Annotated in this window: 26 protein-coding genes and 1 riboswitch; of the genes, 3 read left to right on the forward strand and 23 right to left on the reverse strand. The window is 33.9% G+C overall.

Annotation, left to right across the window (positions count from 1 at the left end):
• Window positions 1–25: 25 nt before the first annotated feature.
• The 7 genes from SPB_RS03080 to SPB_RS03110 all read right to left on the reverse strand — a co-directional run bounded on the left by SPB_RS03080 (window position 26) and on the right by SPB_RS03110 (window position 8,384).
• Window positions 26–958, reverse strand: a complete 933-nt coding sequence (locus SPB_RS03080) for a bifunctional riboflavin kinase/FAD synthetase (RefSeq protein WP_003103014.1) — start codon at window positions 956–958, stop codon at window positions 26–28.
• A 21-nt stretch (window positions 959–979) separates the two neighbouring features.
• Window positions 980–1,861, reverse strand: a complete 882-nt coding sequence (truB, locus tag SPB_RS03085) for a tRNA pseudouridine(55) synthase TruB (protein WP_003105432.1) — start codon at window positions 1,859–1,861, stop codon at window positions 980–982.
• A gap of 90 nt (window positions 1,862–1,951) precedes the next feature.
• Window positions 1,952–3,289: a DUF2130 domain-containing protein gene (locus tag SPB_RS03090; RefSeq protein ID WP_003102843.1), complete on the reverse strand. Its 1,338-nt coding sequence runs from the start codon at window positions 3,287–3,289 to the stop codon at window positions 1,952–1,954.
• Between the two features lie 78 nt (window positions 3,290–3,367).
• The gene (locus SPB_RS03095; RefSeq protein ID WP_003103800.1) at window positions 3,368–4,339 is read right to left on the reverse strand and encodes an aromatic acid exporter family protein; all 972 of its coding nucleotides are present in this window, start codon (window positions 4,337–4,339) and stop codon (window positions 3,368–3,370) included.
• 10 nt (window positions 4,340–4,349) lie between these two features.
• The gene (locus tag SPB_RS03100) at window positions 4,350–4,946 is read right to left on the reverse strand and encodes a restriction endonuclease subunit S (protein WP_003104389.1); all 597 of its coding nucleotides are present in this window, start codon (window positions 4,944–4,946) and stop codon (window positions 4,350–4,352) included.
• A gap of 96 nt (window positions 4,947–5,042) precedes the next feature.
• On the reverse strand, window positions 5,043–7,673 hold the full coding sequence (locus SPB_RS03105) for an ABC transporter permease (protein WP_003103089.1): 2,631 nt from the start codon (window positions 7,671–7,673) through the stop codon (window positions 5,043–5,045).
• 9 nt (window positions 7,674–7,682) lie between these two features.
• Window positions 7,683–8,384, reverse strand: coding sequence for an ABC transporter ATP-binding protein (locus SPB_RS03110; RefSeq protein ID WP_003103729.1), 702 nt, complete (start codon window positions 8,382–8,384; stop codon window positions 7,683–7,685).
• A 114-nt stretch (window positions 8,385–8,498) separates the two neighbouring features.
• On the opposite strand from SPB_RS03110, the gene SPB_RS03115 reads away from it, so the two are divergent.
• Window positions 8,499–9,044 carry a TetR/AcrR family transcriptional regulator gene (locus SPB_RS03115; protein WP_003104861.1) on the forward strand — a complete coding sequence of 182 codons (546 nt, stop codon included), beginning with the start codon at window positions 8,499–8,501 and terminating at the stop codon, window positions 9,042–9,044.
• A gap of 30 nt (window positions 9,045–9,074) precedes the next feature.
• Here SPB_RS03115 and tpx read toward each other — a convergent pair whose 3' ends face one another.
• From tpx to pcrA, 10 genes are all read right to left on the reverse strand, one after another.
• Complete coding sequence (tpx, locus tag SPB_RS03120) at window positions 9,075–9,566, reverse strand: thiol peroxidase (protein WP_003106028.1); 492 nt, start codon at window positions 9,564–9,566, stop codon at window positions 9,075–9,077.
• Between the two features lie 117 nt (window positions 9,567–9,683).
• Window positions 9,684–10,328, reverse strand: coding sequence for a GntR family transcriptional regulator (locus SPB_RS03125; RefSeq protein WP_003104286.1), 645 nt, complete (start codon window positions 10,326–10,328; stop codon window positions 9,684–9,686).
• A gap of 150 nt (window positions 10,329–10,478) precedes the next feature.
• Window positions 10,479–11,024, reverse strand: a complete 546-nt coding sequence (locus tag SPB_RS03130) for an Asp23/Gls24 family envelope stress response protein (protein ID WP_003105349.1) — start codon at window positions 11,022–11,024, stop codon at window positions 10,479–10,481.
• A 10-nt stretch (window positions 11,025–11,034) separates the two neighbouring features.
• Entirely contained in the window at window positions 11,035–11,232 is a 198-nt protein-coding gene (locus SPB_RS03135) for a CsbD family protein (protein ID WP_003102708.1), read from the reverse strand.
• A 29-nt stretch (window positions 11,233–11,261) separates the two neighbouring features.
• Window positions 11,262–11,810 (reverse strand): Asp23/Gls24 family envelope stress response protein, encoded by a 549-nt coding sequence (locus SPB_RS03140; RefSeq protein ID WP_003105556.1) that lies wholly within the window; start codon window positions 11,808–11,810, stop codon window positions 11,262–11,264.
• Window positions 11,811–11,863: 53 nt separating this feature from the next.
• Entirely contained in the window at window positions 11,864–12,052 is a 189-nt protein-coding gene (locus tag SPB_RS03145) for a DUF2273 domain-containing protein (protein WP_003105137.1), read from the reverse strand.
• 9 nt (window positions 12,053–12,061) lie between these two features.
• Complete coding sequence (gene amaP / locus SPB_RS03150; protein WP_003103901.1) at window positions 12,062–12,643, reverse strand: alkaline shock response membrane anchor protein AmaP; 582 nt, start codon at window positions 12,641–12,643, stop codon at window positions 12,062–12,064.
• Window positions 12,644–12,686: 43 nt separating this feature from the next.
• Entirely contained in the window at window positions 12,687–12,932 is a 246-nt protein-coding gene (locus tag SPB_RS03155) for a GlsB/YeaQ/YmgE family stress response membrane protein (protein ID WP_003105380.1), read from the reverse strand.
• Between the two features lie 59 nt (window positions 12,933–12,991).
• The gene (locus tag SPB_RS03160) at window positions 12,992–13,234 is read right to left on the reverse strand and encodes a GlsB/YeaQ/YmgE family stress response membrane protein (protein WP_003106048.1); all 243 of its coding nucleotides are present in this window, start codon (window positions 13,232–13,234) and stop codon (window positions 12,992–12,994) included.
• A gap of 294 nt (window positions 13,235–13,528) precedes the next feature.
• Window positions 13,529–15,823 carry a DNA helicase PcrA gene (pcrA, locus tag SPB_RS03165; RefSeq protein ID WP_003103831.1) on the reverse strand — a complete coding sequence of 765 codons (2,295 nt, stop codon included), beginning with the start codon at window positions 15,821–15,823 and terminating at the stop codon, window positions 13,529–13,531.
• A 311-nt stretch (window positions 15,824–16,134) separates the two neighbouring features.
• Window positions 16,135–16,222: riboswitch (glycine riboswitch) on the forward strand.
• A gap of 116 nt (window positions 16,223–16,338) precedes the next feature.
• Here pcrA and SPB_RS03170 point away from each other — a divergent pair.
• On the forward strand, window positions 16,339–17,670 hold the full coding sequence (locus SPB_RS03170) for an alanine/glycine:cation symporter family protein (protein WP_003102699.1): 1,332 nt from the start codon (window positions 16,339–16,341) through the stop codon (window positions 17,668–17,670).
• Window positions 17,671–17,765: 95 nt separating this feature from the next.
• The gene (locus SPB_RS03175; protein WP_003104694.1) at window positions 17,766–19,004 is read left to right on the forward strand and encodes a cation diffusion facilitator family transporter; all 1,239 of its coding nucleotides are present in this window, start codon (window positions 17,766–17,768) and stop codon (window positions 19,002–19,004) included.
• Window positions 19,005–19,298: 294 nt separating this feature from the next.
• Here SPB_RS03175 and SPB_RS03180 read toward each other — a convergent pair whose 3' ends face one another.
• From SPB_RS03180 to SPB_RS03205, 6 genes are all read right to left on the reverse strand, one after another.
• Entirely contained in the window at window positions 19,299–20,135 is an 837-nt protein-coding gene (locus SPB_RS03180) for an amino acid ABC transporter substrate-binding protein (protein ID WP_003103662.1), read from the reverse strand.
• Between the two features lie 11 nt (window positions 20,136–20,146).
• Window positions 20,147–20,776 carry an amino acid ABC transporter ATP-binding protein gene (locus tag SPB_RS03185; protein ID WP_003102511.1) on the reverse strand — a complete coding sequence of 210 codons (630 nt, stop codon included), beginning with the start codon at window positions 20,774–20,776 and terminating at the stop codon, window positions 20,147–20,149.
• A 9-nt stretch (window positions 20,777–20,785) separates the two neighbouring features.
• Window positions 20,786–21,427, reverse strand: coding sequence for an amino acid ABC transporter permease (locus tag SPB_RS03190; RefSeq protein WP_003105377.1), 642 nt, complete (start codon window positions 21,425–21,427; stop codon window positions 20,786–20,788).
• Window positions 21,428–21,532: 105 nt separating this feature from the next.
• Window positions 21,533–21,877 carry a zinc ribbon domain-containing protein YjdM gene (locus tag SPB_RS03195; protein WP_003104310.1) on the reverse strand — a complete coding sequence of 115 codons (345 nt, stop codon included), beginning with the start codon at window positions 21,875–21,877 and terminating at the stop codon, window positions 21,533–21,535.
• Window positions 21,878–21,988: 111 nt separating this feature from the next.
• On the reverse strand, window positions 21,989–23,134 hold the full coding sequence (locus SPB_RS03200) for a mannitol-1-phosphate 5-dehydrogenase (RefSeq protein ID WP_003103217.1): 1,146 nt from the start codon (window positions 23,132–23,134) through the stop codon (window positions 21,989–21,991).
• A 41-nt stretch (window positions 23,135–23,175) separates the two neighbouring features.
• Window positions 23,176–23,613 carry a PTS mannitol transporter subunit IIA gene (locus SPB_RS03205; protein WP_003104224.1) on the reverse strand — a complete coding sequence of 146 codons (438 nt, stop codon included), beginning with the start codon at window positions 23,611–23,613 and terminating at the stop codon, window positions 23,176–23,178.
• Window position 23,614 lies beyond the last annotated feature (1 nt).

Below are 23,614 nucleotides of genomic sequence, written 5' to 3' on the forward strand. Positions count from 1 at the left end.
TCTACTTACCTCATTATACAAAAATTTAATTAAATTTGCTATCTTTTTTCCAATTTAATGCAATCTCTTTATCATTATTTAATTGATCTATTAAATCTTCAATGCCCTCAAATTTAGCCATATCTCTTATTTTATCTAACCAGATAATTTCTAAAGATTCTCCATAGATATCACCATCAAAGTCAAAGATATTAACCTCGAGACGCAGCTCGTCTCCGCCGAAGGTAATATTTTTACCAATACTTGTCATTGAGCGGTAGATTCGTCCATTAACTAAGACATCTGTAACATATACTCCATCAGCTGGCAGATAAGTACGATCAATTGGTGCTAAGTTAGCTGTAGGAAATCCTAAGGTGCGACCACGCGCATCCCCGTGAACTACCATCCCTCTTGTCGTAAAATCATAACCTAATAATTGATTGGCAGCATTCACATCACCAGATTTGATAGCTTCTCTAATCCATGTTGAAGAAATCTTTCTTCCATTAAAAGAAACTTCATCAATTGTATAGACTTTCCCATCAAAATTGCGTTGTAAATAATCACTATTAGTACGATTATGACCAAATTTATAGTCAAAGCCAACTACTATATATTTGGCATTTAAACTTCCAATATAGTTTTTTATAAAATCATCAGAGGTAATTTTTGAAAAAGCCGTTGTAAAATCAATCAGGTAGAGATGGTCTACTCCATGTTCTGAAAATTTTTGATATCGTTTTTCTGGGTAAGTAATGTGTAAAAGTAACTCTGGATTATATTTGGCAAAAGCGAGTTTTGGTGTTTCATTAAAAGTTAAGCTTACAATTTTTAAATTTTCTTTTTTAGCCAAACTTTTTGCTTTATCAAATAAAGCTTTATGCCCTCGGTGCAAACCATCAAAATAACCCAGTACTAAGACTGTTTTGTCATCTTCACTAATATCTTTATATGATTTAATTTGTTGAATTTTCATAATACCCTTTTTCTAGTAATCCTATAATAGGACTTTTTTTGGTTTATAACCATCTTCTCTTTGTTCAAGAACAGCGACTAACTGATCATCAAAAAAGGCAGCAACTAGTTTTTCCTGGCTTGGTAAGACTATCCTTCTGCCAAAAGATAGTTCCTCTTTTTCACTTTCACTAATCATCATTTTTGGTAAATCACAAACACCTAAACTAATTGGAAGAAAGAAACTGTAATCTTGATTTTTTACAAGTTCCTCAATCTCACTAAGTGTTAGAGCATTGTCTAATGTCAAACCAGCTGAAGCTGTCCGCATTAATTTTGACATATGACTTGGGTAATCAAGCTTTTCACCTAAATCCACAGCTAAAGTTCTTACGTAAGTTCCTTTACTACATGCAACTTTAAAAGAGAAACGACATAGTCCGCCAACGAAAGTTAAAGGACTAGTTCTTTCAAACTGATAAATAGTAACTTGTCTTTCCGGACGCTCAACAGTTTGACCAGCTCGAGCATATTCATATAGTTTCCGTCCGTTTACTTTAACAGCTGAGTACATAGGAGGAATCTGAGTAATTTCACCAATAAATGTTTTCATCGTGGCATCAATTAATTCTTCAGTTAAATCTTTCGATACAGGAACTTGTTCAATGATTTCACCACTAGCATCTTCTGTTGTTGTTGAGAAACCTAGCGTTACTTCTCCCTCGTAGACTTTCCCTGCTTCAGTCATATATTCAATGACACGAGTCGCCTTTCCAACTGCTATTGGTAATACACCAACGACGTCTGGATCAAGGGTTCCACCATGACCAATCTTTTTCTCTTGCAAAATGCGTCTTAATTTAAAAACCACATCATGGGAAGTCATTCCAGCTTCCTTTTTAACATTTATTATTCCATTTTTCATAATTTTCTTTCATTTTCTGATTATTTTATCAATCTGGATTATACGTTTTTTCTTTCTCTTAACATACAAAAAGATTTTAAAGCAGCCTATTTACTCATTTCTTAAAGCATCAAATTTCTCACGCATTGTTGGATTCTGACGCGTTAATTTTTTTATTGAGACATCATCTAGTTTATTGTTTGCCAGACGGAGTTGATTCTCACTGGTAGTTAAAAAGCGTTTGACTTCTTCCATGCGTTTAATCGACTTGTCTATTTCATCAATAGCTTTTTTAAAGTTACTACTTGCTGACTGATAATTCTTAGCAAAGGCATTTTTAAAGAGATCCAAATCTTCTTCAAAGTGTGTAATATCTATATTTTGCTCACGAACTAAAGCAAGTTCTTGTTTGTAGGTCATGGCATTCATAGCAGCGTTTCGCAATAAACCTATAATTTGAATAAAGAATTGAGGACGAATGATATACATCTTTGGATATTCATGACTGACATCTACTATCCCTGTGTTATAGTAATCATTGTCTGCTTCAAGCATAGTGACTAAAACGGCATACTCACACCCTTTTTCACGACGATCACGGTCAAGTTCTTTCAAAAAATCACTATTTCTATGTTTGGTCTTGGTGGTGTCTGCCTCATTTTTCATTTCAAACATGATAGACAAGAGTTCTATCCCGTCTATATTCTCCTTAAAAATATAGTCCCCTTTTGAGCCACGACTTGATAATTCATTATCTTTAGCAAAATAAGCATTCGGAAAGGCATAAGCGCGAACTTTATTAAATTCAGTTTCTGCGTATAATTCTAAACTTTCTCCTATTGCTTTGGTTGATTGCTGTGCTTTAAAGTTTTTATAGAAATCAACTTGTTCATTTGCTGCTTTAAGTTGAGCATCGTAATCACGTTTTAAGGAAGCAAGAGATAGCTCGCTTTCTTTCTCCTGAAGAAGAATTTGATTTTGTAAGGCATCGCGCTCTTTTTCAATACTTGTCATTGCTGACTGTAATTTACTCTGATTTTCCAGTTCCATTTTTTCTAGCTTATTTTGTAACTGGGTTAATGCTTTATCTTTTTCAGTTAATGATTTGGCTAAATCTAAAGCATTTTGAGATTTAATCTTTTCAAGTTGACTTTCAAGTTCATAAATCTCTTTATCCTTTTGAGCTAGAGCTTCTTGCCGAACCATAGTCTGATCTTTTTCAGATTGGCTGAGTCGATTACTTAACTCTTGAATCGACTTATCTTTCTCCGCCAATTTTTCTTGTAACAGTCCTTTAGCTTTTTCTTGATGGATTGCTAATTCATTAGTAAGTCGTTGTTGAATTTCACGGTCAAATTCTTCACCTCTTATTTGTGACAATAATAAACTATATTCTGATTCATCAATTGTAAATACTGTATGACATTTAGGACATTTAATTTCTTTCATGATTACTCCAATCACTGATATTCATGGTTACTATTATAGCAAAAAAGACTAAGAATATGCTCATCTTAGCCTTTGTAATTATCTCTTTGTTAACTCACCCTCTTGATAAGTTTGATAAAAATTTGTTTTTTCCAATATAAAAGATTCCAAATCATTTAATAGTTGAAATAGCGAGGCACGATTTTCAAATTCTAATCGTGTTTTTGGTAATTCTTCATGCCTAAAAGTCTCTAATAGTTGTTCAATATCATCAATCAGTGTCAATGCTGGATTTCCTTGACTGAGTTGACTAGCTGTTTCGTGAATCAGGTGGGCTAGTAAGATACTTTGCCTTGTCGTTACTGATACTTTTGATATACTTACGAACATCTGTTTCATTAATTTAGTTTGTTGTTTGCGCATTTCAAAATAATGTACTTGATAGTTGCTAGCTTGAAATAATTGATTATAACTATCCCGATAAACAAGACCTAATGCCTCTTTTAAACTAGATTCTAAGTGTTGGATTTCTGACAAGCTACTTTGACTTGATTCTTCCAACAAATCTGCTTCCATCTCAAATAAAATTGTTTTCATTTGCTCTTCTACTTTTCTATGGTATTGGGCAATTTTACGTTGATTTGATCCCATATAACTATTAAACAAAAGAGCAACACATGTTCCAATGACAAAAATATAAAATTCATTTAATAACATTGATAGAGCAATTGACTGGATAGCCCATAAATGGCTGACTAAGACAGTAATTGGAACTAATCCAGATTCCAATTTAAAGAGATACAATATTGGAATTGTTAGTAAAAGGTATACTGAGAATGCTAATAGAGTATAACCTGTTACTTTAAAAATTAGTATGGCAATTGCAAATGCTAGAAAGAAGGATAAGAATCTGCTTAAGGCCACCGACAAACTAGATTTCCGAGTATCCAGTATACTTAGTAAAGCAATAATGCCTGCAGAACTGGCAAAGTCTAATTTGAAATATTGTGCGATTAGAATTGAAATAACTGTAGCAAAGACCATCTTAAGGGTCCGTTCAATAATATTCATGTGAACTCCCTCAACTTAAAGCCTTTTCAATTTCATTTTGAAGATGTTGCCATTCTTGTTGGGCTCGATTCAATTTGCGATGATAATCGTTCAAACCCCTTAGATAATTATTTATTAAATAATCTTGTTTAACTAAGGGAATTACAGGTATAGAGATATCCAGTAAATCTTTGGTCGACAGATTAATAACATCTTTGCCATGATCTGCTTCATCTAATAAGGCTTGGCCAATTGGTGAATCCAAAAAGAACTTGATGTAATAGCCCCGGAAAGCTTTTTTTGGTCTTAATACTGTAATATTTGATGAAGCAACAATGTCATTTTCTTGTTTATGAAAAACACAAACTTTTTTAACTGTTCCTTTAGAAGCAATCAGGACATCCCCTTCTTCTAAAATATAACGTAATAGTTGTCGTCGTTCCATTTGGAATGTTCTTAAATGCTCATAATTGATTCCATCTTTTTGCATATCAGATAAATTAATCAATCCAAATTCGCCTTCTTCAATTTTGCTAGAAATTGCTTTGCCTTTAAAGCAGTCTGCAGTTTCTGCTAAAGTCATTTTCTCTCTACCATCATTAATGTAAGTATCAATAATGCTTTTCATATTATCTAGTATCTTTCTATCAATTCTTGGTATTTAAATACTATCATATTGTACTAAGAAATACAAGAAAAATGGATGCATTTTGCACCCAAATTTTTAGTCAACTGATTTTAATGCATCTAGCATATCTAGCCTTTTTAGTGACAAGTGAACAATAAAGCCTAAACCAATTATAAGAAGTGTAATTGTTATGACCGGAACCAAATAAACATATAAGTCCACATCCGTTCCAAAATTCATATTAGAAGCACCCATTAAAGTCATTAAAAGCTGATGGAGATAATAACCACTTATCAATCCTAATATAATACCAATTCCTGACAAGAGAATTGTTTCCTTGAAGATATACATGGTGACCTCTTTATCAAAAAATCCTAAGACCTTGATTGTAGATAGTTCTCGAATGCGCTCAGCAATATTTATTGTCGTTAAGTTATATAAAATGACTAATGACAGTGAGGCTGACAAAATGACAAGCAATGCCATCACTTGATTTAATGAATCAACAATTGATTGGACATAATCAGTAATCATGATATTTTTGGATAAACTAATCACTTCTGGCTTATTCATGAAAAATTTTGAGATGGATCTGACATCTTTTCTTGAATGCTTAGGGAGATTTATCAGAAAGGCTGGATTAGTCTCAAGCTGCTTAAAGGCTTTTTGATAATAGTCGTTTGAACAAATAATATAATGTCCAACTCGCATATCAATTACATTTGCTACTTTTACATTAAAGTTTTTCCCGTGTTTATCTGTTAATGTTAGATTTTGTCCTGGTTTTACGTTATAAAAAGATGCGAGTTTAGTAGAGATGAAAACGCCATTTTTAGGAACTAATAATGGTTTCTTTGTTCCATCATCAATAAGTTCCATATAAGGCTTTAAAGACGGTTTCTGGCTTGAAAGAACAGTGACCTTGGTATTAGTTCTCTGCCCATTAATGTCCAAGTCCAAACTAGTTAAATTGATTTCTTGATAGGATGAGATATTTTGTATATGAAAATAGTCTTGAATAGTTTTCTGACTCTCTTCACTTTTTTTGGACACTAGTAAGATATCATATGGAGTTAATTCAGAAAATTGCTTATCAATTACTTTAGAAAGCGAAGATTGTATACCTAACCCTGAAAATAGTAAAGCTACTGAACCAGCTACACCTACGATAGTCATGATCATTCGTAGTTTGTATCTAATGATATTTCGGGCTGTCACTTTCTGTGTAAAAGTGAGACGCGACCAAATAATAGGAAGACGTTCTAAAAATATTTTAGCACCCTTGCTTGGTGGTTTTGGGAGTAATAGCTGAGCAGGTGCCTGATTAAGTTCTTTTCTAGCCACTAAATATGCTGGTAAGAGAGCTGATAAAGCAGCTAAAAAGAATGCCAAAGCAGTATAATTCCAATAAAAATGATAAGTGACACTCTCAAGAATTAAATTATTTAAACAGATTTTAACAATCATGGCTGATAAGAGATAGGTTCCTCCAATCACACCGATAAGTGTACCAAGTGCACTAGCAATAAATCCATAAATAATAAACTTTTTATAGATATCTTTTTTTGAATAACCAATTGCTAGTAATAATCCTGAATTAGTCCGTTCTTCATCGACAAAGCGGGTCATCGTAGTAAATGTAACTAGAGCTGCAACTAAGTACAGAACTACTGGAAATATATTACTGACATTCGCAATTGAAATGGTTGATGAATGATAAACCTGGTAACCTTCTCCACCTTCTTGGGTCTGACGGTTAGAGATTAGATAGACTGGTTTAGGCATTGCTTTGACATCTGATTTAGCCTGCTCAATTGTTTTTTCTTTTTTGGCTAATTCTTTTCTTGCCTGATCAATTTTTGTTTTAGCAGTTTTTAAAGCTGGGCCATTTAAATAAATTAGTTTCTTTTCTTGATTTGAAAGATTAGTTTCTGCTTCAGTAATTTTTTGCTCATTTTCAGCAATTTGTGATAGGGACTTCTTTTGTAAGTCCTTAAGTCGCTCTTTACTATTATTATAAAAAATATTTTCTAAGGACTCCTCCTTTGTTTGCAAACTTTTATCATATTTAATTCCAAAAGGATTTAATTTTGCTAAATCATTATAGCGAATGCGAGCAAGGTTTTTTTCGCCTTTAAAAGCATTTGGAGCTATGAGACCATAGAGAGCTAAATTACCATCTCCTGTCCGAGATGCGCCTAAATTTTTCATTGACCAAATTTCTGGATTTTCGTAAAAACCAACTATTTTGAATGAATCTTGGTTTAAAAGTTGTGTTTTTGGGCTATGGATTCTGACAGTATCCCCGATTTTATAATCCTTTTGATACCAGCTCGAGAGAGCTATCTCTGAACTAGTGCTTGGTAATCTACCTTTTTGTAAGCTACTAGTTGAAATTCTTTTGTCAGGTGATTGTAGCCGAATGGCAGCACCGCTAGTATCGAAATTTGCTTCAACTTGATGAGACAATTCATAAGTAGCATTTGGGATTGATTTTATCTCTTGGAGATCTTTTTTTGAAAAGCCGTGACTTCCCATTATTGAAAGATCCATTAGCCTATGCTGATTAATATAGTGTCTGGCTGTGTTTTCTAGGTTTGGTCCTGAGACTTTTAAGCCAACTAATGCAAATGAGCCTAAGGCCATGAGCAAAAAAAGTGATAGAAAACGGCCCTTTGTTTGCCATATCGATCGGAAGATATCTTTCCATAAGGTTTTTTTCATCATAGTGTCACCTTAATATTCTATCTGATCAATACTGAGTGGATTTTCGTTCTTAGTAACCTTTGTAACCTTAGCATCATGCATATGGATAACTCGATTTGCGATTGGCGCAAGGGCAGTGTTATGGGTCACTATTATGACTGTTGTTTCTTTATTTGCTGCCATCTTTTGAAGTAATTTCAAAATCTGCTTACCAGTTTGATAATCTAATGCTCCTGTAGGCTCATCACATAAGAGAATTTTAGGTTTTTTGGCTAATGCTCTTGCAATTGACACCCGTTGTTGTTCCCCACCAGATAACTGACTTGGAAAGTGGTCCAAACGATGTGAGAGTCCAACCTCTGTTAGGACTGTTTCTGGATCTAATGCATCTCTTACTATCTCTACTGCTAATTCAACATTCTCTTTGGCTGTTAAATTTGGAACAAGGTTATAAAATTGGAAAACAAAGCCAATATCATTGCGTCGATAGTTGGTTAATTCCTTACTACTATAACTGGAGACGAGCTGACCATCTACTAGCACCTGACCTTGGTCATTGGTATCCATTCCACCTAAGATATTTAAGACAGTTGATTTACCAGCACCAGAAGCTCCTAGTATAACGACCAACTCCCCTTTTTCAATATCAAAAGTAACCTTGTTATTGGCAATAACTTGGCTTTCTCCTATTTGATAATATTTGGATGACTCTTTTAATTCTATATATGCCATTGGATATCTCCTTATATCAACATGCTGTTGATTTAACTTTATGTCTATTATATAATGTCTTTAAAGTATCTTCAAGAACAGACTAATGCAATCTGTTGATTTAAGGAGAGAATTTTGGTAAATAAACGACATACGAATTCAAAAGCAGCTATTAATAAGGCTTTTATTTCATTAATGAATGAGAAAGAGTTGGAAGCAATTACTATCTTTGAATTAACGAGAAAGGCCCACTTAAATAGAGGGACCTTTTATCTACATTACAAAGATAAAAATGATTTACTTGAACAGATCAAAGCAGATTTTTTCAATCATTTGTTTATGATTTTAGATGATGAAATAATTTACACGGATACTGCTCATATTTTAGAAAAAACTTTAGAAGCCTTTAAGGCAAACTATCCCCTTGTTGCAGCCTTATCTCAATCTACAAATTTAGATTTTAGAAAAACACTTGCTGATTTTATTTATAGTGTTCTTTTGAGTATTGATAACTATCAATTTTTGATTCAAGAATCATATGATATACCTTTAGACTATGCTCTTGAAGTTTATATGACAACGATTATTTCAATTATCTCCCATTGGATAAGTAAAGGATGTTTAGAAGACCCTGAACAAATTTCTAGATATATTTTAAAAATAATTTCTGTCGCAAACTAAAAAGTACCATTTGATAATGGTACTTTTTAGTTATTTGATTGCTTTTAAGGCTGTGATTGCAGAAACATAGTCAGGTTCATTATTAACATTTTCTAAGTATTGAGTATACACAATTTTATTGTCTTCATCAAGTACTAGTACTGCGCGTGCTAATAGATGCCATTCTTCCATTAATAAGCCATAGGCTTTACCAAATGAATTATCATAGTAATCTGATAGCATGATCACATTATCTAGTCCTTCCGCTGCGCAAAAACGCCCTTGGGCAAAAGGGAGATCACAAGAAATTGTCAGTACATATGTGTCATCTGACTTTGTCAATTCTTCATTAAACGTACGCGTTTGAGTTGAGCATACACTAGTGTCAATTGAAGGCACTACACTAATAACTTTTTTCCCTTTGAAATCTGAGAGTGATTTTTCTACCAAATCCGGTGTGATCAGTGTGAAATCTGGTGCAATTTCTCCAACTTGAAATTGTTTACCAACTAATGTTACTGGTTTCTCAATAAATGTAGTCATAATTTTCCTCCTTTGTAAATTCAAACATAAAACAAGTTCTTACAGTTCTATTTTATCGTAGAAAGGAATAGATTGAAAATGAAAGGTTTTGTTAATTTATCAAATTAATTTGGGATATTATAAGCCCATTCTTAAATTAAAATAATTTTTCATGCGTGAAAGTACAGACTCATCACCGACAAAGTAAATATGATCACCTTTTTCTATGACGGCATAAGGTCCAGGAGAGATAATGAAATGGCCTTCATGCTCGATAGCAACTACTGTAGCACCTGTCTGATGCCATAAATTTAGGACACCAATAGATTTACCAAAATGATCAGAATCCTGGCTACAAATAATTTCATAGGGTGCTAATGGATATTGCTTACTGATTGATTGACTTTGCATCATAAAGTCATTAACCAATAAAGACAACTCCTCCATTTCTTGCTTTTGTTGGTGAATGTTTTTTCTGATATTTTCTTTGATAACAGCAATAGAATGAGTTGTTTCATATTGATTAATGAATTCCATTGCTTTCTCTTTAGATAATACAATTGCCCCGCTACCATGTTTTAAGGTTAAAATTTTTAAATCTGCTAAAATATTTAAACCTTTTCTAGCGGTTTCTGGTGACACATTAAAAGTGGAGGCAATTGTTGTCCTAGACTTTAATTTTTCTCCTACTTCATATTCACCACTGGCAATCCTTTCAGCCACTGAAATAGCAATCTGCTGATATTTTGAGCTCGTTAGTTCGCTCTTATTACCCTTTGCCATATTATCGCTCCTTTTATACTAACTAAAACATTCCTATTATTTCATATTTCCAAACTTTTTTCAACACCACCTTTTAAGGTTGTTTCAAACTTATAGAAAAAGCTGGCAAAAAACCAGCTTTTCGGGTTAACACTGTCAGTTATCTGAAAACTAGTTCACTAATCCATCAGTTTGATTTGAAGATGAGTTATTCTTTTTCATTTTCTCAGTTTTTTCACTGACAAATTGTGATGTTGAATTAGCAGCTTTAGACATACGATCTTGGACTGTTACTTCTGCTTTTTCTTGTTCCTCTTTTGTACGAATGTCAACAACGTTAACATTAACTTCAATGACCTTAAGATGTGTCATCTTATCAACGTTTTCTGCTACAATTTCCTTAATATGATCAGCAATTTTTGGAATATCTTTACCGTATTCAACAATTATATCCAAGTCAACAGCAACTTCTTCGCTACCAACTTCTACACTAACTCCGTCTGTAACTGAATTGGAATTAACCATATTGTTTTTCACACTAGAGAAGAAACCTCCTTTTGCGGATAGTAAGCCATCAACACTTTCTAGTGCATGTCCAACGATTTTCTCAATTACTTTGTCATCATAAGTTATCTTATTTTTTATGTTAGTGTTAGTTGGATTTGATGTATTATTTTTTGAATAGTTTTCGGTTGTATTTGTATTGATTTCAGTCATAGTGTTCTCCTTATTTAATATCTTTCAGACCTTTTGAAAGCCCTTTTAGTGAGTCTTTTACATCAGTAGTAAATTCGTCTACTTTACCGGCTGTATTTTCGACTTTACCTTCAGCCTCTAATGACTTGTTATTAGAAGCTTTACCAAAAGTCTCTTTCACTTTACCACTTACCTGACGTAATTTAGCATCTACTTTTTCTTCTGACATATGATTCACCTTCTTTGTAAGATAATTAATTATTTAACGCGAGGCTCGCTTTGCATGTTTTCAGCACCAGACTTAGCGTTATTTACTTGTTTTTTTGTAAATTGGCTTGTTGTTTGTGCAGCATCAGACATTTTATCTTGAAGAGTTACTTTGTCTTGTTCATGTTGCGCACGAGTTTTGATATCAACTACGTTAACATTACATTCAACAACATCTAAATCTGTCATTTTCTTAACTTCTGTTTCAACAATTCCTTTAATGTCTTTAAAGATTGTTGGAACATGTTTTTGATATTCAGCGACGATATCAAGATCAACGGCTACCTGTTTTTTACCTACTTCAACGTTGACACCATCTCGAACATTATCAGTATTAACAAGTTTTCCTTTAATGTTTGAGAGAAGACCACCAGTTACGGCTAGTAATCCATCAACGTTTTCAATAGCAAGACCGACGATTTTTTCAATAACTTTATTTTCATAAGATAATTCGCCACGAATTCCTGCACCATTTGCGTTAAAATCATTAGTGTTACGAGTGTTAGTTGTTTGAGTGTTTTTAATGTAAGTTTCAGTCATAATCTTTCTCCTTTAAATCAAGTCAATAACTAATAAAATGATATTTCCATATATTAGCGACGATTAATAAAATTATCTATAAGTCCAGTGCTTTTAACAAATAAGCCAGCATAGATACCTAAAACAATGAATATGATTGCAATTAAAGTTTTAAGGAATCCAAATGACATAAGTAATATTGCTAATACTAGGCCTACTACGCCACCAATAATTGGATATTTATATTTTTCGAAAAATGCCATACATAACTCCTATTCTACTCGGTTTTTCTTACCGAATGTCATATCTGAATCAGAAATGTCCTTAACTCGAACTTTGAAGTTAACGGGTTTATCTAAACCAAAGAATTCGTTAAAACCTTTTTCAATACCTTCTTTGATACCACTAACTTGTTCATTTACACCGATACGAGAATCTAAACGTCCAGCAACGTCAATATCAAATTTACGTTTATAAAGAGTTGCTGAAACATTTGGGTTTAACATTAAACCAGTTTCTTTTAAAGCTGTTTTTACATATGCTTCAATAGCTGATTTTTTTAATAGTAAACTACCATTATTTTTTCCAAGTTTAATTTCTGTATAAGTTCTTGGATAAAAAATTACTGCTAAAATTCCGATTATAGTTAAAATAGCTAATGTGACTGCAGTCCAGAAGAAAAAGTACTGTAGCCCTGGTGTAAGATAGTCAGGTACGCGATTCATGTCGAATCCCATCCAGTCATAGCTATGAGGCATATTCAAATAACCTTGAGTCACTCCAATTATCAATAAGAACATCGATAATAATATCAGACCTAACAGTGTATAAAATACTTTCAATGATTTTGCCATAATTACCTCTTTTCTACTGTGCGACTAATTTAATTAATAAAAATTAGTTCATTTTACTTAAGATAATTGAGGTAACAAAAACTACCAGTACTGCACCAATGATCGAAGGAATCAATGCCATTCCTGCTAATGATGGTCCCCAAGAACCTAGTAATGCTTGACCAACCCAGGCACCGACTAAACCAGCAACGATGTTAGCAATCCAACCCATTGAACCACCATGTTTTGTAAGTGCTCCGGCAATCAAACCAATGATACCACCTACGATTAATGTCCATAATAATCCCATAATATTTCTCCTTATATGTCTAACGATGAAACTTTCATCGTCTAACGGTATTTAATATATTAATGCATTTTACTTAGTACAAATGATACAACAACGACGACGATCACTGCACCAATGATTGAAGGAATCAATGCCATCCCTGCTAATGATGGTCCCCAAGCTCCGAGTAATGCTTGACCTAACCAAGCACCAACTAAACCTGCTACTATGTTAGCAATCCAACCCATAGAGCCGCCTTTTGTAAGAGCTCCTGCGATTAAACCGATTAAACCACCTACAATCAATGTCCATAATATAGCCATAATGACATCTCCTTTTTTTTGGACAATTGTCCTTGATATTTTTTATCACCTAAGTGACCATATAAATTAACTTCATAGTGTCTTTAAAATATATTTGTTAGATAAACAATTATATAAAGCTTATATAACAACGTCTTTAAAAGTGACCACTCGTTATTTAATTTATATTGTTATTATACAATACTGATTTCAGATTGCAAGGAATAACACTCGATTTATTGAAAATATATTTATAGAATTAAAAAAAAGTTCTTGCAAATCCCTAATCTATAGGATTTACAAGAACTTAAAATTTTATTTTTTTGTAATTGGAGCTACACTTGCTAGTAATTTTTTAAGGCCAACGTCAGGAAATTTTATTTTTAATTCCATTGTTTTTCCACTGCCAGACACTTCTAGGACAGTTCCATCCCCCCACTTTTTGTGCTGGGCAATATCTCCAATTTGCCAATCTATACTATCTGATTGCGCTAAGTTATTGCCAAATGGTAAGTGACCATCCGCTAATGAAGTGACTCTTTCTTTATTTTGAGCTTGGCTCTTACGAGCTTGAATGGCTTGTGAGAGACTCATACCTTGTCCGAATTCAGATGTTTTTTGTTGACTGTAGCGAACACCAAAGGAAGAATTTGCTGGACGAGCTAGTCCTTGATAAGATAACAACTGGTCAGAAATTTCTCTTAAGAAGCGTGTTGGTCGATTATAGCTGCTTTTACCAAACAAGGTTCTTGTATTTGCATTTGTTAAAAAGAGTACTTGTTCAGCACGTGTAATACCAACATAAGCAAGACGACGTTCTTCTTCAAGTTCAGCTGGATCTTCAGAAGCTCTAGATAGTGGGAAGACACCTTCTTCCATACCTATCAGAAAGACCACTGGAAACTCTAATCCCTTAGCAGCATGGAGGGTCATCAGTGTCACTTCAGCTACATCTGCATCGCCATTATCTGTGTCAGCAATCAATGCTAAGTCATTTAAGAATCGACCAAGTCGGTCAAGCCCGCTTTCATCTTCTTCAACATTGTTTTGATTGTCATCGAAGTTTTTAGTTACCGAAATGAATTCTTCAAGATTTTCTATTCGGGCTTGACTCTCAAGTGTATTCTGAATCCGCAGAGCTTCTAGATAACCCGATTGATCGATTAACTGCTCTGTTAGTTCTGTAATTGTTAAGTTATCCAATTTTAATCGAAAATCTAACAATAGATTTGCCAGGTCCATAATTGACTGCGCAGCTTTTCCCTTTAGGGGAGACATTAACAGATTTGATGAGGCATCCATTAATGACATCTCATTTTGAAAAGCAAATAAACGGAGTTTTTCCATTGTTCCTGGTCCCACGCCACGTTTAGGTTCATTGACAATGCGCTCAAAAGAGATGTTATCAGAAGGGTTGGCTATAATATTAAGATAAGATATAACATCGCGAATTTCTTTTCGGCTATAGAACTTAGTCCCACCAACCATAGTATAAGGTATATTTGATTTCAAAAATGCTTCTTCAATAGTACGTGATTGAGCATTAGTACGATATAAAACGGCGAAATCTTTGAAATTTTTCTCATTACCTTGGCACATATTTGAAATAGTTGATGCTATAAAGACTGCTTCATCATGTTCATCGTTTGCTCGATAATAGACAATCTGTTCACCATCAGCATTCTGTGTCCAGAGTTTTTTATCACGTCTATTTTGATTATTTTTTATGACATCATTTGCAGCTTGAAGAATTGTTTTAGTTGAACGATAGTTTTCTTCTAATAATACCACCTTAGCAGATGGGTAATCTTTTTCAAAATCCAAGATATTTTGCATATCCGCTCCGCGCCAGCCATAGATTGACTGGTCGGCATCACCGACAACACAAATATTTTTAAAGCGAGAGGCCAATAATTTTACTAACTGATATTGAGCATGGTTAGTATCTTGATACTCATCAACATGTATGTATTGGTAACGTTGTTGATAGTAAGCTAAGACATCTTTATTGGTATCAAAAAGACGAAGGGTCATCATAATTAAATCATCGAAGTCCATTGCTTCACTACGTCGCAATTCCTCTTGATATGCCTTATAACAACGAGCTACAATTTGGCTATACATGTCAGCTGCTTGAGCTTCAAATATTTTTTCATCCAATAAGTCATTTTTGGCATTGGAAATAGTCCCTAAGATTGAGCGTTCACTCCATTTCTTAGGATCCAAATTAAGTGATTTAAGAATTCGCTTCATCAATGTTCTTTGTTCGCCTGGATCAACTATCGTGAAATTACGATTATAGCCAATATGGTCCGCTTCACGTCTTAAGATTCTGACACACATTGAGTGAAAGGTCGCAATTAAAGTGTCTATAGTTGCAGGATTCAAAGCAAGTGCTCTGTCTCGCATTTCACGCGCAGCTTTATTGGTAAAGGTAATTGCTAAAATGTTCCAAGGATTGACAAATTTTTCATCAATCAAGTAAGCGATTCTGTGAGTTAAAACTCTTGTTTTACCAGACCCTGCTCCAGCCATAATTAACAACGGTCCTTCCGTTGTTTGGACTGCTTCTGCTTGTTTTTCATTCATTCCATTTAATAAAGGATTCATTATTACTCCTTGTCGTAATTATCCATACAGTTATCAACTTTAAAATTATACCATGATTAGATGAAAAAATAAAAAGCATTTCTTTTTGAACCAAATAAAAAAAGAAAGTTTAACTGACAATAAATTAGATTTTAAATTAAATATTGTTTTTATCTATACTTTTACAAAATTATTATTGACAACATTCGTAATTTACTGTATTATTAATACAATTTAATATAACCGATTGATATCATACAGGAGAAGAAAGTTTTTTCGCCGAAGGAGTTATACTCTCAGGTGTTCAATTTATTTGAACGGGACTGCATGATGGACGGACTTCTGGAGAGACCTATCTAGGCGCCGAAGGGGCAAGGCAATTTCGCTCAATCTCTCAGGCAAAAGGACAGAAGATAATAATAATTACTAGTTAAGGTTTTTCCTTTATTGGTTTATTTTATCTACCTTACATTTCAGAAGTCATCCTCAGGATGACTTCTTTTGTATTATCATCGGTGAAATAAAAAGGAGATAGCATGTTAAATATTGTTAAAATTATCGATGATTTGGTTTGGGGACCTCCTCTACTAATTCTTTTGGTCGGAACTGGGATTTACTTAACAGTTCGTTTAGGACTTTTACAAGTTACAAAATTGCCAATGGCATTCAAACTAATCTTTTCAGAAGATGAAGGTCATGGCGATATTTCTTCCTTTGCCGCTTTAGCCACTGCATTGGCTGCAACAGTAGGAACAGGAAATATCGTAGGTGTTGCTACAGCCATCAAATCAGGTGGACCAGGGGCATTATTTTGGATGTGGATTGCCGCTTTCTTTGGGATGGCTACAAAATACTCAGAGGGAGTCTTAGCCATTAAATATCGAACTAAAGATGCTAATGGCGAAATTTCCGGTGGACCAATGTACTACATACTTAATGGTATGGGCCAAAAATGGAAACCTTTAGCCATTCTATTTGCAATTTCTGGTATATTAGTTGCCTTATTCGGAATTGGTACTTTTGCTCAAGTCAATTCCATTACTTCCGCTTTAGACCATAGTTTTGGAATTTCAGGAAAATTTTCAAGTATATTAATGGCAATTATTGTTGCCTTTATTATCTTTGGAGGAATCCAATCAATCTCGAAAGTTGCAGAAAAATTAGTACCTTTTATGGCATTTATATATATTGTTGCCAGTCTGGCTGTTATCATCATGAAATACGATCAAATCATTCCAGTCATTTCCTTAGTCTTAAAATCTGCTTTTACTCCAACTGCTGCTATTGGCGGATTTGCTGGTAGTCTGGTAAAGGATGCTATCCAAAAAGGGATTGCCCGCGGGGTCTTTTCAAATGAATCTGGACTCGGATCAGCACCGATTGCAGCCGCTGCAGCAAAAACAAATGAACCCGTAGAACAAGGATTAATATCTATGACAGGTACATTTATTGATACTATTATCATATGTACTTTAACTGGTTTAACAATTCTAGTTTCTGGTCAATGGACAAGTAACCTTGAAGGAGCTCCATTAACCCAAGCATCATTTGCCTCTGTCTATGGTAATTTCGGAAGTATGGCATTAACAATCTCACTTGTATTATTTGCCTTCACGACTATCCTAGGGTGGAGTTATTATGGTGAAAGATGTTTTGAATTTTTATTTGGAACAAAACATATCCGCATATTCCGTCTTCTTTTTGTATCAATGGTTGCCCTAGGTGGCTTCTTAAAATTAGAACTCATCTGGATTATTGCTGATATCGTAAATGGACTAATGGCCCTTCCAAATTTAATTGCCCTTCTAGCACTTTCACCAATTATTATTTTTGAAACCAAAAATTATTTTCAACGAAAAAACATCTAGCCAAAAATGGATTTCAGTAATGACACACAGCTCCACTAGCACAATAAATACGATGACTTATGGTATAATGGTATGATTAGTATAAAGGAGTTACAATGACAAGAGATCCGAGTGCAGACCTTAAATTAGCAAAAAGAGGTCCAATTTTAAGTATAGTAGTCTACCTATTAATTAGTTTGGCAAAATTGATTTTTGGCTATAGTTTAAACTCAAATTCACTGATTGCTGACGGGTTTAACAACGTTTCAGACATTATCAGTAATGTCGCTTTATTAGTCGGACTCCATTTAGCAAGTCAACCAGCCGACTCTAATCATCGTTTTGGTCATTGGAAAATAGAAGATCTGTCAAGCTTAGTCACATCATTCATCATGTTCATCGTTGGTTTCCAGGTTTTGATCCAAACGGTGCAGAATATCATAAAAGGTGACACCGCACCAATTGATCCACTAGGAGCAATTGTCGGACTAGTCTCCGCAGGACTAATGTTTATTGTTTACTTGTATAACCGAAAATTATCAAAAAAAGTTAAATCCAGTGCACTGGTAGCTGCTTCTAAAGATAACTTGTCTGATGCCGTTACGTCAATTGGAACCTCAATTGCTATCGTTGCAGCCTCACTGAATCTACCAATCATCGATAGAATAGCTGCCATTATTATTACTTTCTTTATCTTAAAAACAGCTTATGATATCTTTTTACAAAGCGCTTTTAGTTTATCCGACGGATTTGATAACAAACATTTAAAATCATATAAAGACGCCATATTAACAATTCCAAAAATAACTGATGTTAAATCTCTCCGAGGTCGCACTTATGGGAGCAACGTTTATTTAGATATTGTCCTTGAAATGAATCCTGATTTATCAGTATTTGAAAGTCATGCCATTACCGAAGAAGTTGAACAACTCCTAAGTGATAAGTTTTATGTTTATGATATTGATATTCATGTCGAACCTTCAGTCATTCCTGAAGATGAAATATTTGATAATGTCAAAAAGAAGATTTTTAGAAATGAAAAGATTATTCTCTCAAAAGTCCCCGACTATCACCGTTACATTGCAGATGACTTTACTTTAATTGATAAAGATGGACAAACTTATAATCGGATGCAATTTTTAGAAAAAGAAGACTATTTCCCAAGTAACTTTGAAGAATTCAATATGATTTCGATTAGTCAAAAAACTAAATTAGTGACCTATAAATTGAATGGTTGCCAACATACCAGTATCTGGCGACGCCACGAAGTATGGTTCTTAATTTTCCATCAAATATCACCAAATCAAATACCTGAATTAAAACATAAACATTATACAGTTAAAAGACTACATTAATAAGATGCCAAGAGTGAGGACAAAAATACTTGTCTTCATTTTTTTAACCCAGTATTTGAAGCCAACAATGTATCCTTGCTTTGATATATCTAGGATTGCAAGTAAATCGAACACTGAACTATTGCTTTCAAAATTATACAAAAAGGACATTAGTTATGATAGATTAAACAGGAATTTATCAATGATAATCATCCTTAACATAAAAATAATACATTTTTCTGTGGTGGAAGTATTATAGAAAATCTTTCTCGAGATATCTATACATTAAAAAGATGACCATACGGTCATCTCTTTTTAATTTTTAACTTGATCAGTTGCTACGTCTTCACCAAACCATTTGTTTGAGATTTCTTGGAATTTGCCATCTTTATATAGTTTTTTAAGTGATTTATTTAGATTTTTAACAAGTGTTTTGTCTTCTTTACGAACACCAACAGCAAAGTTCTCACCCTCGTATTCACTTTTTACAATATTATAGTTAGCTAATTCGCCCTCTTGTTTCAAATAGTAGTTAGCATAAACTTTATCAATCAATAAGCCATCAATACGACCACTTTTAAGGTCGATAAAGGCTTGTGTGAAGGTTTCATATTGAGTTGCATCTTTATCCTTAACAATGTCTTTAAGGACCTTAGGATTTGATGTAAAGGCGTCATAACCCGATGAACCGGATTGAGCTCCTAAAACTTTTCCTTTCATCCCTGAAAATGAGGTGATATTAGCCGATTTTTTGGTTACTAAAACTTGTTCATTCTTCATATACGGATTCGAAAAGGCCACTTTAGCTTGACGTTCTTTTGTAATGGAATAACCATTCCAGATCATATCAATTTTACCGTTTTTAAGCTCAGTTTCTTTCAAATCCCAGTTAATTGGTTGGAATTTAACTTTAATACCGTATTGATCAAAAACGGCTTTAGCCAATTCCACATCGAAACCAGTATTTTTACCAGATTCATCTTTATATCCCATTGGAACAAAAGTATTATCAAAACCTAGGGTAATTGTTTTTGTTTTTTTATAGTTAGCCCAACCATCACTTTTAGTTGAACTTTCTTTACTGCCGCATGCTACAAGAATAATAGCCATAAAAGCTGTCATTGCTGTCAAAATTAGTTTTTTTAATGTCATAAGTCTACTCCTTATTTCGGATTCACTTTAATGATTCGATCAGAAATGGTTTCAGCAAACTGCAAATCATGGGTTACCACAATTTGAGTAATACCCATTTCTCGATTTTGAAGAATCAATTTCTCTACCTCCTGGCGTAGTTCAGGATCGAGAGCACTGGTTGGCTCATCATAGCCAATTATTTGGGGGTCAATCATCATTGCTCTGGCAAGGGCGACCCTTTGTTTCTGTCCTCCAGAGAGTGAATGGGGATACACCAGCATATGGTCTTTTAGCCCCAAACGCGTCAACAAATCTTCAGCTTTCTTCTTAGCTTCAGCTTTTTTAAGGTCCATGGTAATTGTCGGAGACAAAATGAGATTATCTAAAACTGTTAAATGAGGAAAGAGCTGAAAATCTTGGAAGACAAAGCCCAGTAAATTACGATTTTCCAGGTGGTCAATTGGAACTGGTTCATTATTATAAATGATTTCACCTGAATCAATCGGTTCCAACCCTGCTAACATTCTTAAGAGCGTTGTTTTACCACCACCTGAAGGTCCTACTAAGGATAAAACCTCACCATTGGATAAGGTTAAATTAAATTGGTCAAAAATGTGTTTGTTACCAAATTGTTTGGAAATATTTTTTAATTCTAACATATGGTCTCCTTACTTATAGTAATTGAAACGTTTTTCAACATGACGAGAAATTAAAGTCACGATACCAATCAAGAGCAAGTAAATAATTCCAGCAATAAACATTGGTGCTAATGTTGCATCTCGGTTAGCAGCTGTCTTGCTAGCAAGTAACAAGTCACCAACTCCTAAAACATAAACTAATGAAGAATCTTTAACTAAGTTAATCACTTCATTAAAGACACTAGGAAGGACAATCTTAAAAACTTGGGGCAAGATGATGTGACGAATTGTTTGTAACTGTGACATTTTCAAGACTTTTGCAGCTTCATATTGCCCTTTAGGAATAGCTTCTATTCCACCTCTGAAAATTTCAGCAAAATATGCGGCATAGTTCATTGTAAAAGCAAGAATTGCTGCCGGCATCCGGTCAAAGGTAATACCTACACTAGGTAAAACATAATAGAAGAATATTAACTGTAATAATAAAGGTGTGCCACGCATTACCCAAACATACAGTGTTAAAAACCATTGCAAGGGTTTGAAATTGACTTTCATTAAAAATGCTAAAACAGCTCCTAAAGGAATAGACAGTATAATGACTATAGAGAATACTTGTAAGGTAACCATAGCCCCATCTAATAAACTGGGTAAAACTTGTAATATATATGTCATAGAAGCTCCTAAAAAAATAGTTGTTCTCATTATATCAAATTTTCAGATTTTTTGTTTCAAATATGAATAAAAATTCACTGAAAGAATGAATACACATTTTATGATTTACAATTTCTTTACAAATTCTGACTTTAATTTCATTGGTCCAAAACCATCAATCTTACAATCAATATTATGATCACCTTCAGCAAGTCGAATATTTTTAACGCGTGTACCTTGTTTTAAATCTTTTGGTGCACCCTTAACTTTTAAATCTTTTATGATTGTGACTGTGTCGCCATCTTGTAAGAGACTGCCATTACTATCAAGGACTTTTAGATCTTCTTTAAAATCTTCTTCAATCTCTTCTTGACCTGGTGTCCATTCTAATCCGCACATTGGACAAATCAATAAATTACCATCTTCATAGACATATTCAGATTGGCATTGTAAACAATTTGGTAGTGACATAATTTTCCCCTTATATTTGTAGATTTCTAATAGTTTACAGTAGATTCCATAATTTTACAACATGAATACGTTCACAATATGAAAAAACCTAGCAATAACTAGGCTTTACTTTTAAACTGCTTCAATACTTGCAACAATTTCATTAATTAATTCTTGATCTTCTAAAGATGTCACATCAGCCACAACTTTTGGAAGGTCATTTTCTGAAAGCATGACTTGAAGTTGTACACTTTGTTCATCGTTTGGATCATTGTATTTAAATACGTAAGCAACTGTCTCGAGGAGATTAGAGTAAGACAAACCACGTTCTTTTAGTTCACGAATCGGACGGATAAATCGTTCATCATAACCAAGTTTACGAATAGGAGTTCTTGCAACACGAACAACATCGTCAACAATAAATGGATTTTCAAAACGACTAATAATCACATTGTGGTAAGCAACTAAGTCTTCTTCGTCAAAGTTCCATTTAGCAACTAGTAATGAACGTATTTCTGCTAAAACAGCATGAAGTTGTTCTTTAACAGCTGGTATTTGTAAAGCTTCTAAAATTGTTTTAGCACCAGCATGTGCTCCGGTGTATGCTGATGTCGCATGACCTGAGTTTACTGAGAACAATTTACGTTCAATAAATGGCTCCAAATCTTCTTCGTAATGCACGCCTTCTAATTGAAGGTCTCTATTTTTCATACGACTTGTTTCAACAACCCACTCATTAAATGGTTCAACGACAACAAATAATGGATCTTCATGGATCTGAGCAGGAACAATTCTATCAACAGCCGCATTGGGGAAACCAACAAATTCTTCTACATAAGCTTCATTTTCTTCAGAAAGGTATTTTTTTACTTCTTCCAGTAAAAATTGTGACCCCCCAATCATATTTTCACAAGCCAAAACATCAATTGGGTTATTATTTCCATCTGCTTGACGTTTTTGAATACCTTTTGCGATTAATTCTGCTATAAAAGGCAAGATATTTGGCCCAATTGCTGTTGTAATAATATTAGCTTCTGCAACTGCATTAACAACTTCTTCAGGATTGAGACGGTTATTAATTCCTGAAACATTTTCAACTAAGATATGACGTTTGCCATCTTCAGCAATCTCAATTTCATAGGCATGTCTGTCATTTAAGGCGTTGATAATAGCTTCATTAACATCAACAAATTGAATTGAAAATCCATTTGCGGCTAATATTTCACCAATAAAACCACGTCCAATATTTCCTGCTCCGAAGTGTACTGCTTTTTTCATTCTTTTTCTCCTTTAGAAAGCTTGTAAGAGTATATTAAAAATTAGTCGACTGAGTTTAGTAATGCAATAATTTGACTTTCTGTTTTTGCATCAGCTAAGCGAACAACGTTATCAACATCTGCACAGAAGATTGAAATTTTTTGAATCAATTGTAAATGTTCATCACCAATTCCAGCAATCCCAAATAGTACTGTAGCTGTTTGAGGCGCTTCTTCTGTTCCGAAATTAACACCATCTGGTACTTGAACAACAGACAATCCAGATTTAATCACTTTTTCTTTTGCTATATCTGTACCATGAGGAATAGCAATAAAATTACCCATAAAGACTGATAGTTCATTGTTACGATCAATCATCGCCTGAATATAATCTTCTTCAACGTAACCATTTTCAAATAGTAATTGACCACAATAACGGATTGCTTCTTCCTTGTCATTAAATGACTGGTTTAATTTAATAAGTTCTGGTTGAAATTCCATC

Source organism: Streptococcus parauberis NCFD 2020 (assembly GCF_000187935.1).
Lineage (GTDB): Bacteria > Bacillota > Bacilli > Lactobacillales > Streptococcaceae > Streptococcus > Streptococcus parauberis.